General features: G+C 27.9%; 10 protein-coding genes. 9 read left to right on the top strand and 1 reads right to left on the bottom strand.

Features of this window, described 5'->3' with window-relative positions:
* Positions 1–119: 119 nt before the first annotated feature.
* Positions 120–1,943 carry a stage V sporulation protein D gene (locus BUA70_RS07190; RefSeq protein WP_072895548.1) on the bottom strand — a complete coding sequence of 608 codons (1,824 nt, stop codon included), beginning with the start codon at positions 1,941–1,943 and terminating at the stop codon, positions 120–122.
* A 227-nt stretch (positions 1,944–2,170) separates the two neighbouring features.
* Between BUA70_RS07190 and BUA70_RS07185 the strand changes: the two genes are divergently transcribed.
* The 9 genes from BUA70_RS07185 to nrdJ all read left to right on the top strand — a co-directional run bounded on the left by BUA70_RS07185 (position 2,171) and on the right by nrdJ (position 16,569).
* The gene (locus BUA70_RS07185) at positions 2,171–4,189 is read left to right on the top strand and encodes an amylo-alpha-1,6-glucosidase (RefSeq protein WP_072895546.1); all 2,019 of its coding nucleotides are present in this window, start codon (positions 2,171–2,173) and stop codon (positions 4,187–4,189) included.
* A 262-nt stretch (positions 4,190–4,451) separates the two neighbouring features.
* Positions 4,452–5,072, top strand: coding sequence for an HD domain-containing protein (locus BUA70_RS07180; protein ID WP_072895543.1), 621 nt, complete (start codon positions 4,452–4,454; stop codon positions 5,070–5,072).
* A gap of 46 nt (positions 5,073–5,118) precedes the next feature.
* Positions 5,119–5,901 (top strand): hypothetical protein, encoded by a 783-nt coding sequence (locus BUA70_RS07175; protein WP_083573481.1) that lies wholly within the window; start codon positions 5,119–5,121, stop codon positions 5,899–5,901.
* Positions 5,902–6,254: 353 nt separating this feature from the next.
* Entirely contained in the window at positions 6,255–8,888 is a 2,634-nt protein-coding gene (adhE, locus tag BUA70_RS07170) for a bifunctional acetaldehyde-CoA/alcohol dehydrogenase (RefSeq protein ID WP_072895539.1), read from the top strand.
* Between the two features lie 365 nt (positions 8,889–9,253).
* Positions 9,254–10,309 carry a galactose/glucose ABC transporter substrate-binding protein MglB gene (mglB, locus tag BUA70_RS07165; RefSeq protein ID WP_072895536.1) on the top strand — a complete coding sequence of 352 codons (1,056 nt, stop codon included), beginning with the start codon at positions 9,254–9,256 and terminating at the stop codon, positions 10,307–10,309.
* A 57-nt stretch (positions 10,310–10,366) separates the two neighbouring features.
* The gene (gene mglA, locus BUA70_RS07160) at positions 10,367–11,890 is read left to right on the top strand and encodes a galactose/methyl galactoside ABC transporter ATP-binding protein MglA (protein ID WP_278337199.1); all 1,524 of its coding nucleotides are present in this window, start codon (positions 10,367–10,369) and stop codon (positions 11,888–11,890) included.
* A 19-nt stretch (positions 11,891–11,909) separates the two neighbouring features.
* On the top strand, positions 11,910–12,929 hold the full coding sequence (gene mglC / locus BUA70_RS07155; RefSeq protein WP_072895532.1) for a galactose/methyl galactoside ABC transporter permease MglC: 1,020 nt from the start codon (positions 11,910–11,912) through the stop codon (positions 12,927–12,929).
* A 295-nt stretch (positions 12,930–13,224) separates the two neighbouring features.
* On the top strand, positions 13,225–13,932 hold the full coding sequence (locus tag BUA70_RS07150; protein ID WP_072895528.1) for a DUF1361 domain-containing protein: 708 nt from the start codon (positions 13,225–13,227) through the stop codon (positions 13,930–13,932).
* 279 nt (positions 13,933–14,211) lie between these two features.
* Positions 14,212–16,569 carry a ribonucleoside-triphosphate reductase, adenosylcobalamin-dependent gene (nrdJ, locus tag BUA70_RS07145; RefSeq protein ID WP_072895524.1) on the top strand — a complete coding sequence of 786 codons (2,358 nt, stop codon included), beginning with the start codon at positions 14,212–14,214 and terminating at the stop codon, positions 16,567–16,569.
* Positions 16,570–16,604: the final 35 nt, after the last annotated feature.

Raw genomic sequence — 16,604 nt, 5'->3', positions numbered from 1 at the left:
AATTTTTAAATAAAAAAATATTTATTAAATATATAAAAATAGTATCTTAAGATAAATTACTTAAGATACTATTTTTATGTTATAAATTATTATTTTAAATAAATATTAATCTAAAAACTCTAATTTAAATTTAAATATCCAATTAAATCTTCAAATACTGTTTGAGCAATAGGAGCAGAGATAAGTCCACCAAAATATTCTCCCTTAGGTTCATCTATTACAACCATAACTGTAACCTTAGGGTCGTTACAAGGAGCCATACCAACAAAGGATGATAAATATTTACCAGGCATATAAACTCCGTTATAAACTTTTTCGGCAGTTCCTGTTTTACCACCTATATGAGCGCCTTCTATATAGGCATGTTCTCCAGAACCTTTAGAAACAGTATCTTCAAGAACTTTTCTTAACTTTTCACAGCTTTCAGCACTAGCTACCTCTTTTGTTTTCGGCTCAAATTTTTTATCAATAACTCTTTCTCCATTATTATCAATATGAGAAATTTCTTTCATAACATGAGGTTGAATCCAAACTCCATTATTAGCAACAGCATTAACTGCAGCCATAAATTGAATAGGATTTACAGTATCAGTTTGTCCAAAAGATATTGTAGCAAGATCTATTGGACTTATTTCATCGATAGGTTTTACTATTCCAGGAGTTTCTCCAGGTAAATCTATTCCTGAAAGCTGACCTAATCCAAACTTTTTAATATATTCATTTAATCTTTCCTTACCTAATTTTGCACCTATTTCCATAAATGCTACATTACATGAATTTTGCATTATTTGAGAAAAAGTTTCTGTACCATGCCCCTCTTTTTTCCAACAATGAATAGGTGAACTCATTCCAGGAAATTTTAGAAAACCAGGACAGTAGTAAGTTTCATTACCTCCAGCAACTCCCTCCTCTAAAGCAGCCATAGCTGTTATTATTTTAAAGATTGATCCAGGTTCAAAGGCGTCACTAACAGCCATATTTCTCCACATCTTTTGAAGTTTATCTGAGTTAGTTTTCCCATCAAATTTTTCAGCTCCTGCATAAGGATTATTAGGATTAAAGTCTGGTTTATTTGCTAAAGCTAAAACTTCACCATTTTTAGGATTCATAATTATAATTGAAGCAGCCTTTGCTTTATGTTCTGTCATAGCTTTAGTTGCAGCCTTATCTGCAATATTTTGAAGTCTTTCATCTATAGTTAATGTTACGTCTTTTCCGTTAACTGGATGTATAAAAGTAGATTCAGAATAAGGAAGAGCAGTATCTTGCCTATCAACTTCTCCTATTACCATTCCAGGAATACCGGAGAGTTCTTTATTGTACTCTAGTTCTATTCCAGAAAGACCATTAGAGTCAGTATCTGTAACTCCTATTACATGAGATAGTAAGTTATTATTTACATAATATCTTTTAGTATCAGGGGATACTATTATACCTCTAATTTTTAAGGCTTTAACATTGTCTGCTTGTTCTTTTTCTATTCTTCTTATTAAGGTTACAGAATTTGCAGGCAATCCGCTAGGTAATTTGTATTCTAGTTTGTTTAAAACTTCATTTTCATCCATATTTAATGCTTTTCCAATATCTTTAGATAAAGTTTCATTAGATATTTTTTCAGAACTTTTTTTATTTTTTAAATCTATATATTCTCTAATAGATTTTAAATCTAAATCTACTCTATATACATTAGCGCTAACTGCCAATTCTAATCCATTAGTATCTAAAATTTTACCTCTTTTAGCATCAATTTTTACTTCGTTTGTCCATTGTTCTTGGGCTTTAGCAGCTAATTCTTTATGGTCAAAAACCATTAGATAAAGCAATCTTAGCGTAAGTAAAAAGAAAACAAAGGTAATTCCTACAGATGCTAAAACTAATCTTTTTTTTCTGTTATTAAAAGATTTAAAAAATGGTTTTTTCTCTTTTTTATTTTCTTTTTTCAATTGTTTTGCCCCTCCTATAAAAGGTAGTAAATTTAAAAATCTTGTATAATAAAGTTTAAGATTAACTTTATATCCTTATATTATATAATAACTAAAGTTATAATTAAAATATATTATAAAGAAAATATAAATTTTTATAAATTTTTAAAAAATATTTATAGTTAAGGAGAAATTAAAATGATAAAATACATAATAAGATAGATTTGATAAAAAAAGGAGTGAGATTTTTGAGATTTGGAAAAGAAAGCTGGATAACTTATGAGAAATCATTAGAAAGGGAATGGATCATTGCAAATGGTATAAGTGGATTTGGAGGATGTAGTATTGTAGGATCTAATGGAAGAAAACATAATGGATTATTAGTTGGAGCTATAAATTCTCCAGAGGAGAGATATATGATACTATCAAAATTAGAGGAATATATCTATATAAATGAAAATAAATATCCTTTATTCACAACAAAATACAAAGATTTTATTATAGAAGGATACAAAAATCAGCAATCTTTTGAGTATGATGGAATTCCTCACTATAGATATGTAGTAGAGGATGTTATAATAGATAAATCTATAGTAATGAAATATAGAGAGAACCTTGTAGCTATTAAGTATGATATAAAAAATGGATCAAATAATATATCTTTAGAAGTTAATCCTCTTATGTGCTTTAGGGATTTAAGTATATATAATAATAAAGAAAATTTAGTTTTTAATAAAGAGAAAATAGAAAATGGATTAAAATTAATACCACATATTAAAAAAGATGCTGTAATAAATCTTTGGGTGGAAAATGGAATCGATTCCAAAGATTTAGATTTAATAACAGAAGAAGTTTATTACGACATAGATAAGACAACTGGAGATAAAAAGCCTTATGAAAGATTTTATATACCTAATACAGTTAAATTTAAACTAAAGCCTTATGAAAGAAAAGTAGGGTATATAATATGTACTTTAAATTATTTTAATAAACCTAGTGGAGAGAAAATCTTTAAAGAGGAGATAGGAAGAATAAATAAATTAAAAAATACTTTTAATGATAAAAGGGATTTAGCAAAATATTTACCTTTAGCAGCGGATCAGTTTATTGTAGAAAGAAATTCAACTAATTGTAAAACAATACTAGCAGGATATCCATGGTTTTTAGACTGGGGAAGAGATGCTATGATAGCTATTAATGGATTAACTTTAGCTACTAATAGATTAGATGATTGCAAAGAAATACTTAAAAGTTTTAGTTTATATGAAAAAGATGGACTAATACCTAATATGTTTCCTGGAAAAGGTAGAGAACCTATATATAATACTGTAGATGGATCTTTGTGGTTTATAAATGCAGCTTATAGCTTATTGCTTTATGGTAACGATTCTAAAACCTTAGAGTTTATAAAGGAAGAAATATATCCTACTATAAAAAATATAATTAAATTTTATAAAAAAGGGACAAAATTTTCTATTCATATGGAGGAAGATGGTCTTATTTCAGCAGGATCTGGATTAGATCAAGTTACTTGGATGGATGTTAGGGTAAATGGAATAGTTGTAACTCCAAGGCATGGAAAGCCTGTAGAAATTAATGCTTTATGGTATAATGCCTTAAATATTGCAGGACTTTTATGTAGTAAATTTGAAGAGAAAAAAGAAAATGAGTATTTTAGCTTAGCGGAAAAAGTAAAGAAATCCTTCTATAAAGTATTTTGGAATGAAGATAAAAAATGTCTTTATGATGTGGTAAATGATAATGAAAAGGATGATAGCATAAGATGTAATCAAATATGGGCTGTTTCTCTTTGGTTTACTATGCTTGATAGGGAGAAAGAGAAGAAGATAGTAGATAAAGTTTTTAAAGAATTATATACTTCTTATGGATTAAGAAGTTTAAGTAGAGATAATAAAGATTATAAACCATATTATTGTGGTGAATTATTAAAAAGGGATATGGCTTATCACCAAGGAACAGTTTGGGCATTCCCTTTAGGTGCATTTTTTACTGCATATTGTAAAGTCAATGATTATTCTAAGGAGGCAATAGATTTTGTAGATTCTTTAATGAAGGATATGGAAGATCATTTAAAAAATCATTGTTTAGGAACTATTGCCGAAATATTTGATGGAGATTTTCCAAATACACCAAGGGGATGTTATTCTCAAGCGTGGAGTGTTGGAGAGATTCTTAGAGTTTATTATGAAGATATTTTAGGTAATAGAGAAAGGTTAAATAAAATAAAAAGTAATATTTTTAAATAAGTATAAAAATAATTAGAAAATAAATATAATTTATTAGTATTTTTATATTATATAATGAAAAAAATGAGCATCTAAAAATGAAAAATTCATAAATAGATGCTCTTTTAATAATTATAGGAGTTTAAATTTCAAGAGGTTGATTTTACAGCCATTATTATTATTAACAAAAGTTTTTATAAAAATACTTTCATTAACAAAAAATAATTAAATTTTATAATTGTTGATATAATAAATATAAAATAAAAAATAAGGAGGGTTTATTTTGGAAGAAGAAAAAATTTTTAAAGAAATAAATGATCACTTATTAGAAGATGAAAAACCATCTAAATATATAAGAAGTATGATAAATAAAGGATTATTAAGGGAAGAACCTTTTAATTTTATAAGTAAATTAGAGGATATTCCTCAAAATAAAAAATATCATCCTGAAGGTAATGTTTTAGAACATACATTGATGGTAGTTGATGAGGCAGCAAAAATAAAAAAATTAAGTAAGGATTCTAAGGCTTTTATGTGGGCAGCTTTATTTCATGATTTAGGGAAAATAACTACTACGAAATTAAGAGATGGAAGAATAACTTCATATAATCATGATATTGAAGGAGAAAAAATAGTAGAAGATATATTAGAAAAGCTAAAGGTAGATGAAGATTTTAAAAATAAGGTTTTATATTTAGTTAGATATCATATGCATACATTTTTTATTAATAAAAATCTTCCTTTTAGTGATATAAAAGGTTTGCTTTCAAGAGGAGATGTAGAAGAGGTCGCTTTGATTTCGCTTGCAGATAGATTAGGAAGAGGAGAAATTGATGACTTTGGCAAAAAAGAAGTATATAAATTTATAGAGGATTTTAGAGAGAAAGTTAAAACCTTAAAGTAAGGTTTTACATATAATAATTTGATATAAATTTAAGAGGATATCTATATTGAAAAGTTTTGAAGAGTTTAAAATTTTAGAAAAGAAAAATATTCATCCAATCAATATTAAAGAACTTATATTGAAAAATAGAAGACAAGAGCTTAATTATGTAATTGATACTATAGAAGATGATACAAATGGAGATGGCATTCCTGATAAAATAATTCTCTTAGGAAAAGATTATACTGGGGGAGAAAGTAACTATAAAACTAATATTTATTTAGAAATAATAGATGGTGCTACAAATAAAAAAACAACTATTAATTTTCCAAATAATGAAGGATATAATAGTTGTTTATTTTTAGCTAATTTTAGAAATTTAAAAGAAAAAGATATTTTAGTTAGAATAACATCTGGAGGAAGTGGAGATTATTTATTTGCATATATAGTTTCTTTTATAGAAAACCAGTATAAAATAGTATTTGATAGTGAAAACTATTTTAAAAAAGAAGATTATAATGGAAAGTTTAAAGATTCTTATAAAGTAGAACTTGTAAGCAATATATTAAAGGAAAAATATTCATTAGATATAAGTAATAAAGAAAAAGATTATTTAAACTTAATTTATGAAGGAGAAAAACTAAAAAATCCAATGGAAGTTAATGTATCATCCTTAAATTCTTTAATTCCTTTAAATCAGTGTAATGATAATATATATAATCTATTATCTTTTCAAAAATTATTAGGAATAAATTATGGAGATTTGCTTGGAGTTATTGAAAGTTATATAAAATGGGATAACAAAGGTTTTAAGACATATTTTCAATTATTAGGGTTAAAGGGAGTATAAAATATATATTAATGAATAAAATTACTATGTTAAGTTAAATATATTCTTAACATAGTTTTTTTATTTATAAGAAAAAAGGATTAATCTGTTAATTAACAAACTACTATATGTAAATTTTAGAAAAAAGTTAATTGTGTATTTTAAATAACAATAAATAAATTTAAAATGTAGTGAAAAACATTGAAAATAATAGTGAAAACATTTAATATAGTTATAAATTTAACTAGAAAAGCTTTGGAGAGATTGATAAAAAATAAACAATAATATAAAATTATATTGTAATCAACAAAGAAAATAATATTAATAAATAAGAAAAATACTAATTTATATAAATTCTTAGGAGGAATAATAACATGGCAGTAACAAATGCTAAAGAATTAACAGCAAAAATTCAAGCCCTTAGAGAGGCTCAAAAAATATTTGCAACTTATACTCAAGAGCAAGTAGATGAGATATTTAGACAAGCAGCTATGGCAGCAAATAATGCAAGAATAAAATTAGCAAAAATGGCTGTAGAAGAAAGTGGTATGGGAATAGTTGAAGATAAAGTTATAAAAAACCATTTTGCAGCAGAATATATCTATAATCAATATAAAGATGAAAAAACTTGTGGAGTAATTGCTAAGGATGAAGCATTTGGAATAACTAAGGTTGCGGAACCAATAGGGGTTATAGCTGCAATAGTTCCAACAACAAATCCAACATCAACTGCTATATTTAAAACTTTAATATCATTAAAAACTAGAAATGCGATAATAATATCACCTCATCCAAGAGCTAAAAAGGCTACTATAGAAGCAGCTAAAATAGTTTTAGATGCAGCTGTTAAGGCAGGAGCTCCAGAGGGAATAATAGGATGGATAGATGAACCTTCAGTAGAACTTTCTCAAAACGTTATGGCAGAGTCAGATATAATCCTTGCAACAGGTGGCCCTGGAATGGTTAAGGCTGCTTATTCATCAGGAAAGCCAGCTTTAGGAGTTGGAGCAGGAAATACTCCAGCTATAATTGATGAAACAGCTCATATAAAAATGGCTGTAAACTCAATTCTTTTATCAAAAACTTTTGATAATGGGGTAATATGTGCATCAGAGCAAAGTATAATTGTTATGGATAAAGTTTATGATGAAGTTAAAAAAGAACTTTCAGAAAGAGGGGCTTATATATTAAAGGGCGATGAAATAAATAAAGTAAGAAAAACAATTTTAAATGAAAAAGGAGCCTTAAATGCTAATATAGTTGGTCAAAGTGCTGGCAAAATAGCAGAAATGGCAGGAGTAACTGTTCCAGAAACAGCTAAGGTATTAATAGGAGAAGTAGAATCTGTTGACCTTGAAGAGCCATTCTCACATGAAAAATTATCACCAATTTTAGCTATGTATAAAGCTAAAAGTTTTGATGAAGCATTAAAGAAGGCTTGTAGATTAATAGAACTTGGAGGATTTGGTCATACATCAGTACTTTATACTGATCAGATTAAATCAAGGGATAGAATAGAAAAGTTTGGAGCTGCAATGAAAACTTGTAGAACAATTATAAATATGCCAGCATCCCAAGGGGCTATAGGAGATATATATAACTTTAAATTAGCTCCATCATTAACATTAGGTTGTGGTACTTGGGGAGGAAACTCAGTTTCAGAAAACGTTGGTCCTAAGCATTTAATTAACATAAAGAGTGTAGCTGAGAGGAGAGAAAATATGCTTTGGTTTAGAGTTCCTGAAAAAGTGTACTTTAAATATGGATGTTTACCAGTAGCCTTAAGAGAATTAAAAGATCTTGGTAAGAAAAGAGTATTTATAGTAACAGATAAGGTTTTATATAATTTAGGATATACAGATACTATAACTAGAGTATTAGATGAATGTAAGATAGACTATAAAATTTTCTCAGATGTTGAACCGGATCCAACATTAAAAACAGCTAAACAAGGTGCAGCAGAAATGATGAGCTTTGAGCCAGATGCTATTATCTCATTAGGTGGCGGATCACCAATGGATGCAGCTAAAATTATGTGGGTTATGTATGAGCATCCAGAAGTAAGGTTTGAAGATTTAGCTATGAGATTTATGGATATAAGAAAAAGAGTTTATAAGTTCCCAACTATGGGTACAAAAGCTATGATGATATCAATACCTACATCATCAGGAACAGGATCAGAGGTTACACCATTTGCAGTTATAACAGATGAACAAACAGGTGTTAAATATCCTTTAGCTGACTATGAATTAACTCCAGATATGGCGATAGTAGATGCAGAACTTATGATGAGTATGCCAAAGGGACTAACAGCAGCATCAGGTATAGATGCTTTAACTCATGCAATAGAAGCATATGTATCAGTTTTAGCTTCAGAATATAGTAATGGATTAGCTTTAGAGTCAATCAGACTTATATTTAAATATTTACCATTTGCATATGAAGAAGGAACTACTAACGTAAAGGCAAGAGAAAAGATGGCGCATGCATCATCAATGGCAGGTATGGCTTTTGCAAATGCATTTTTAGGAGTATGTCACTCAATGGCTCATAAATTAGGAGCAGCACATCATGTGCCACATGGAGTTGCAAACTCATTACTTATAAATGAAGTTATAAGATTTAATGCAGCAGATGCACCAAGAAAGCAAACAGCATTTCCTCAATACAAATATCCAAATGCTACATTTAGATATGCAAGAATTGCTGATTACTTAGGACTTGGTGGAAATAGTGATAGCGAAAAAGTTGAACTTTTAATAAAAGCTATAAAAGAACTTCAAGAGAAAGTAAAAATGCCAAAGACAATAGAAGAGTGTGGAGTAACTAAAGAGAAATTCTATGCAACACTAGATGATATGGTAGAGCAAGCTTTTGATGATCAATGTACAGGAGCTAATCCAAGATATCCATTAATGAGTGAAATAAAACAAATGTATATAAATGCATTTGAAGGAAATGGCAATAAAGAAGTTAAGAAAATTAATGGAAAAAGCAAAAATAAATAAAAAATAATTATAAACTGCCTTTGAGTAATTGATTTAATTATTCAAAGGCAGTTTTTTAATTTATTTATGATAAAAATATAAAAATAAATAAATTATAATTTAAAAATATAATTTTAAATTGTAAATAACTATACAATTTATTAAAAAAATGATAAAAATAAAGAAAATTTTTAATAATTTAATAAATTAATATAAATAAAAATAAAAATAAAATATTTTTTTAAAAAAGAATAAAAAAATATTAAATAAATTCCAAAAAATGGTATAATATTATTGAAATAAATACCATAAAAAGTAATTTATTCATGAATACGTTTTAATATAACTTAAAATGAAAAATATTTTTTTATTATAAGGAGGAAATTATGAAAAAGAGGGGTATTATATTAATGCTTACAGGAATGTTAGCATTAGGAACATTAGTTGGATGTGGAAATAAAAATGATGAGGGAACCGCTACATCAGGAGAACCACAAAAAATTAAAATAGGAGCAACTATATATAAGTATGATGATAGTTTTATGTCTTATGTTAGACGAGCTATAGAAAAGCAGACAGAGGGAAAAGCTGAGTTAATTATGAATGATTCTCAAAATGATCAGGCAAAACAATTAGAACAAATAGATACGATGATAGCAAAGGGAGTAAATGTATTAGCCATTAATTTAGTTAATCCTAAAGCAGCTCCAAGTGTTATTGAAAAGGCTAAAAAGGAAGATATTCCAGTAATATTCTTTAATAAAGAGCCAGAAAAATCTGCAATGGACAGTTATGATAAATGTTGGTATGTAGGAACAGAATCTAAAGAATCTGGAGTACTTCAGGGAAAACTAATGGCTGATGATTGGCAAAAAAATAAAGAGAAGTGGGACAAAAATAAAGATGGAAAACTTCAATATGTATTAATAAAAGGGGAACCAGGACATCCTGATGCAGAAGCTAGAACTAAACATTCTATAGAAGAAGTAAAAAATGCAGGAATAGAAGTGGAAGAGTTAGCTATAGATACAGGAATGTGGGATGCTGGTAAGGCTACTGAAAAGATGGATGCTTGGATTTCAAAATATGGCGATAATATAGAAATGGTAGTTTGTAATAATGATGGTATGGCTTTAGGTGCATTAGCTTCTTTAGAAAAAGCAGGATACTTAAAAGATGACAGTAAATATGTACCTATTTATGGTGTTGATGCTATACCAGAAGTTTTAGATAAAATTAAAGAAGGAAAAATAGCTGGAACAGTTTTAAATGATGCTAAGAATCAAGGAAAAGCTTTAGTAGAATTATCAGTTAATGTAGCTAGTGGAAAAGACTTATTAGAAAATACAGAGTGGAAGTTAGATGATAAAAAGGCTGTTCGTGTACCTTATGTAGGAATAAATAAAGAAAATATAACAGTAGGAGAAGATGCTTATAAATAATAATTAAAAAGAGATGCACTTTTGTGTATCTCTTTATTAAATAAGGAGGGGAGACAAGTGGAAAAAAGTGTACATGACAGTAGTGCTTTAGAGTATGTTTTAGAGATGAACAATATATCTAAGGAATTTCCTGGGGTTAAGGCTTTAGATAATGTAACTCTCAAAATAAAAAAAGGTACAGTACATGCTCTTATGGGGGAAAATGGAGCAGGTAAATCTACACTGATGAAGTGTTTATTTGGAATTTATCATTGTGATAGTGGAGATATATTTATAAATAAGAAAAAAGTTAGTTTTGAAAATTCAAAACAGGCATTAGATAATGGGATATCAATGGTTCATCAAGAATTAAATCAAGTTAGACAAAGAACTATTATGGATAATCTTTGGCTTGGAAGATATCCATATAAGGGAATATTTATTGATGAAGAAAAAATGTTTAAAGATACAGAGAAAATATTTAAAAATTTAGATATAGATTTAAATCCTAAAAGAAAGGTTAACACTTTATCTGTATCACAGATGCAAATGGTTGAAATTGCAAAGGCTGTATCTTATGATTCTAAAATAATAGTTATGGATGAGCCTACATCTTCCTTAACAGAAAAAGAAGTAGAGCATCTTTTTAAAATAATAAAGAAACTTAGAAAAGAAGGTATTAGTATAATTTATATTTCTCATAAAATGGAGGAAATTCTTAAAATATCAGATGAAGTAACAATAATGAGAGATGGAAAATGGATATCTACAGAAAACTCTAAAGATTTAACAATGGAAAAGATAATAAAACTTATGGTAGGAAGAGAACTTACTAATAGATTTCCGCCTAAGGAACATAAAATAGATGATGTAATTTTAAAGGTAGAAAATCTTACAGGTTTAATAGAACCTACCTTTAAAGAGGTTAGTTTCTATCTTAGAAAAGGTGAGATTTTAGGTATAGCAGGCCTTGTAGGCGCAAAAAGAACAGAACTTTTAGAAGCTATTTTTGGAGCTAGAAGGGTGGCTGGAGGAAAGATATATCTTCATGGAAAAGAAATTAATAATCTAACTACAGCTAAGGCTATGAGCAATGGCTTTGCATTAGTTACAGAAGAAAGAAGGCAAACAGGGATTTTTGATAAGCTTTCTATAAGGTTTAATACTGTTATAGCTAATATAAAGGCATACAATAATAAAATAAAATTATTATCGGAAAAGAAAATGGAAGAGGATACTGAAAAAATAATTAAATCTTTAAAGGTAAAAACACCTTCTCAAAAAACTTTAATAGGAAGTTTATCAGGGGGAAACCAACAAAAGGTTGTAATTGGAAGATGGTTACTAAGAAGACCTGAGGTATTTATGTTAGATGAACCTACAAGGGGAATTGACGTAGGAGCTAAATATGAAATTTATCAGCTTATGAATAATTTAGCTAAAGAAGGTAAGGGAATAATTATGGTTTCTTCTGAAATGCCAGAGCTTTTAGGGGTATCAGATAGAATTTTAGTGATGAGTAACGGAAGAGTTGCTGGAATAGTAGATTCAGATAAAACTTCTCAGGAAGAAATTATGAAATTATCTGCATTATATCTATAATATAGGGGGCAAGAATACCATGGAAAATAATAAGAAAAAATTTATTACAAAACAATGGTTTATGGATAATGCTATATATATTGTTTTAGCGGTATTATTAGTAGTAATAATAGTTATATCACCTGACTTTTTATCAATAAATAATTTTAAAAATATATTAAGTCAGGCATCTACACGTATAATCATAGCTTTAGGTGTTGGAGGAATATTGATTTCTCAAGGAACAGATCTTTCAGCAGGTAGAGTTGTAGGCCTTTCAGCAGTTTTATCTGCATCTATGCTTCAAGCTGTAGATTATTCATATAAGATGTATCCTAATTTACCTCAATTGCCAATTATAGTTCCTATTATAATAACCATTATTATATGCGGACTTATAGGATTAATAAATGGATTTGTAGTATCAAAATTTAAAGTACCACCTTTTATAGCTACTATGGGTATGATGATTATTGTTTATGGAGCAACTTCAATATATTTTGATAGACCTCCTTATGGAGCACAGCCTATTGGAGGTTTAGATTCTAAGTTCTCTAATTTTGTACAAGGTGGATTTGGAAGTGGAAATTTTGAAATTCCTTATCTTATTATATATGCAGCTATTGTAACAATTTTAATATGGATTTTATGGAATAAAACTACCTTTGGTAAAAATATGTATGCTATTGGAGGAAATACTGAGGCTGCTGTTGTATCAGGTGTTAGTGTAGTTAAAAATTTACTTATAATATATATGTTAGCTGGAATGTTATACGGATTTGCCGGAGCTTTAGAAGCAGGTCGTGTAGGAAGTGCAACTAACAATACAGGAAATATGTATGAATTAGATGCCATTGCAGCTTGTGTTGTTGGAGGAGTATCGACTTCAGGAGGAATAGGTACAGTACCTGGAATAATTACAGGAGTTTTAATATTCCAAGTTATTAACTATGGTCTAGCATTTATAGGGGTAAATCCATATCTTCAATTTGTTGTAAAGGGATTAATAATAATAAGTGCAGTCGCTATTGATATGAGAAAATATTTAAAGAAAAAATAATTGTATTATTTAAAATCATAAATAATTATTTAAAGAAGTATATAGATTGTATATTTTTAAAGGTTAGTACTAAAACTTAAAGTTTCAGTACTAACCTTAATATTTTTAATTAATATATAATTATTAGGTATATTAATACTTAGTAAAAGTTTTAAAATATATAAATATTAAGACTATATTTTAATAATATTTACAATTTATTACCACATATATAGTATAATTACATTTAGTGGAATTTTATATTTTTAAATTTATAATATTTAAAAAATAATAAGTTTAGAAAGAAGGAATACATATGTTAGCTTTGAGAAGAGGAGAACTTGCATTAACTTTTGCTACAGTTTTGGTATGTATAAGCATAGTATTTTTTAGGCTTGAAGATGTATCTTACTTAATATGGAACTTGTTTTTAGCCTGGATACCTATGATTTTTGCTATGTGGTATTATAAACTTCAAAAAAATAAAAAAGATATATTAAAAAAAATATTATCAATACTTGTATTTTTATTTTGGTTATTTTTTTATCCTAATTCTATATATATCATTACTGATTACATACATTTAAGTAAATTAACTTTTTATCATGTAATTAAAAGTGGAGTATATAACCCAGAACCTAAGGTTATATATAGCTTAAAAGGTGCAGTTTGGAGTGAGTTTTTTTTCATATCAATGGCAGCTTTTTTGGCTTGTGCTTTAGGAGTATTTTCACTTTATGTAGTACATAAGCATATTAAAGAAAAATATGGATTAGGAGTTGGGTTAATATTTGTTTTAATAGCTAATTGTTTATGTGGATATGGACTATACATAGGAAGATTTATAAGATTTAATTCTTGGGATGTGTTAGTTGAACCAAAAAAATTATTAGATTTTTTTATAAATAATATAAATAAAGATACTTTAGTTTTTTCAATATGTTTTTCTATTTTAAGTCTTTTTATATATTTTTGCTTTTCAATTTTTGTGTACATAGGTCGCAATGAAGGAAAAAAATATTAGATTTTAAATAAAACTTTATGGTATTTATTAAAAAATAATATAATTAAATACATAAATATTAGCTAGTATTATATTTTTTTTAAAATAATATTTTAATTTAAAATTTTTTCTAAAGTATTGAAAAGAGCCGTATACAACATAGTTTATTCAAAAAATTACCAAACAATATATTGTGTTTTGAAAAAGGAAGCATTGAATTAAGTACAATATATAGTATATAATAGCTTTGGGAAAGAAATACTATGATGATAAATTAATCTTGGTAAGAGGAGTGTTTATATGAAGGTTCGTAAGAGAAATGGGAGTTTAGTTGATTTTAAAATTCAAAATATAATAATAGCTATAGAAAGGGCTATGGATGATACAAAACTTGGAATAGATCATAATTTAAGCTTAGAAATAGCGGAAAAAATAGATGAAAAAATTGGAAAAATGGAAGAATCCTTTATAGAAGTAGAGGATATACAAGATACTGTAGAATTCATGCTTATGGATAGTCCAAGGAAAGATGTAGCTAAAAGATATATAATTTACAGAAGTGAAAAAGAGAAGGTAAGAAGAAAGTCTAAGGTAAAAAATAAATATTTTATGATAAGTGACGAATTTATTAGCAAATATAAACATAGTAAATCTCCTATGGAACAACTTGGAAACTTTGTTTACTATAGGACTTATTCAAGATATATAAAAGAAGAAGGAAGAAGAGAATATTGGTGGGAAACTGTAAGAAGAGCAGTAGAATACAATACAACGATAGTTCCAACTTCTAGAGAAGAAGCAGAAAAATTATATGATAATATATTTAATCTAAGGCAATTTTTATCAGGAAGAACTTTTTGGGTAGGTAATACAGAAGTATCAAAGAAATATCCTATGAGTAATTATAATTGTGCCTTTGAGGTTATAGATTCTTTTGAAGCATTTAAAGATTTATTTTATTTACTTATGATAGGTTCAGGAGTTGGTGTAAGAGTTTTAAGAAAAGATGTAGCAAAGATACCAAAATTAAGAACTGATTATAAGTTAATCCATAAAGACTATATACCAGTGCCAAAAGATGAGAGACAAGATAGCACATCTGTAATTTTTTCTAATAATGATTCAGTAGAAATTATTGTAGGAGACTCTAAAGAGGGATGGGTTCAAGCGTTAGACCATTTCTTAAAATTAATAGGTAATAGTGAATATAGAAATATAAAAACTATTATAATAGATTATGGTAATGTTAGACCTAAGGGAGAAAGACTTGAAACCTTTGGCGGAACGGCTTCAGGGCATGAAAGCTTAAAAAATATGTTTTATAAAATAGATAAAGTTATAAAAAGAAAATCCATTCTTACAGATAAAAATAGAATTAAACTATCACCAATTGACTGTTTAGATATTGCAAATATTATAGGAGAAAATGTAGTGGTTGGTGGAGTTAGAAGAACAGCTGAGATGGTTATAATAGATCCAAAAGATGAAGAAGCTATAGAAGCAAAATCTTCTCTTTACAAGCAAGTAGATGGTAAATGGATTGTTAATAAAGAGCTTATTCATAGGCAGATGAGTAATAATTCAATATATTATGAAGAAAAACCATCAAGAGAAAAGCTAAAATGGAATATAGAAAAGATGAGATATTCAGGAGAACCAGGCTGGATTAATGCAGAAGCTGCATTAAAAAGAAGACCTAATATGAAGGGTGTTAATCCTTGTGGTGAAATACTGTTAGATTCTAATGGATTATGTAATTTAACAACAGTTAATGTTCTAGGTTTTATAAAAGAAGATGGTACATTAGATGAAAAAGGTCTTTTAGAAGCTCAAAGATTATCTGCAAGAGCTGGATATAGAATGACTTGTGTGGAGCTTGAATTACCTAAATGGGATAATGTTCAACAAAGAGATAAACTTATAGGGTGCTCATTAACTGGGTGGCAGGATATGGTTAATGCATTAGATTTAAATAAAGAAGAAGAAGCTATTCTTTTAAAGAAACTTAGGGAAGCAGCTAAAAACGCAGCATCAGAATATGCAAAGGAGCTTGAACAAAATGAGCCCTTATTAGTTACAACTATAAAGCCAGAAGGTACTCTATCTCAACTTCCAACAGTTTCAAGTGGTGTCCATTATTCTCATTCACCATACTTTATAAGAAGAGTGAGAATATCTGCTGATGATCCATTAGTTAAGGTATGTGAAGAGTTAGGATATCCAGTTTTTCCAGAAGTTGGACAAACTGTGGAAAGCTGTACAACAAAAGTTGTAGAGTTTCCAGTAAAAGCACCTCTTGGAAAAACAAAATATGATATTAGTGCCATTGAGCAATTAGAGAATTATAAAATGTTTATGGAAAATTATGTGGATCATAACTGTTCAATAACAATTCATGTAAGAGAACATGAATGGAAAGATGTAGAAGAATGGATATGGAATAACTGGGATGATGTTGTAGCAGTATCATTTTTATCATTGGATGATAGCTTTTATGAATTATTACCTTATGAAGCTATAGATAAAGAAGAATATGAAAGAAGACAAATAAAAATGAAACCTTTTGTACCTTCATTAATTTCAAAATATGAAAAAGAAGAGCAAGAGCTAGATATAGGAACAGAAGGTTGCGAAAGTGGAGTCTGTCCAATAAGATAATAAAAAGTATTATATTAAAAATTAAGTTCTTATAA

It is taken from the genome of Clostridium fallax, assembly GCF_900129365.1.
Taxonomy (GTDB): domain Bacteria; phylum Bacillota; class Clostridia; order Clostridiales; family Clostridiaceae; genus Clostridium_AH; species Clostridium_AH fallax.
The sequence above is the reverse complement of the archived record's forward strand: the minus strand, read 5'-3'. Positions and strand labels throughout refer to the sequence as shown.

Bases quoted from the DNA above. Each gene is read 5' to 3' on its own strand.
- mglC (WP_072895532.1), top strand. From the start codon at position 11,910: ATGGAAAATAATAAGAAAAAATTTATTACAAAACAATGGTTTATGGAT.
- BUA70_RS07150 (WP_072895528.1), top strand. From the start codon at position 13,225: ATGTTAGCTTTGAGAAGAGGAGAACTTGCATTAACTTTTGCTACAGTT.
- nrdJ (WP_072895524.1), top strand. From the start codon at position 14,212: ATGAAGGTTCGTAAGAGAAATGGGAGTTTAGTTGATTTTAAAATTCAA.
- adhE (WP_072895539.1), top strand. From the start codon at position 6,255: ATGGCAGTAACAAATGCTAAAGAATTAACAGCAAAAATTCAAGCCCTT.
- mglB (WP_072895536.1), top strand. From the start codon at position 9,254: ATGAAAAAGAGGGGTATTATATTAATGCTTACAGGAATGTTAGCATTA.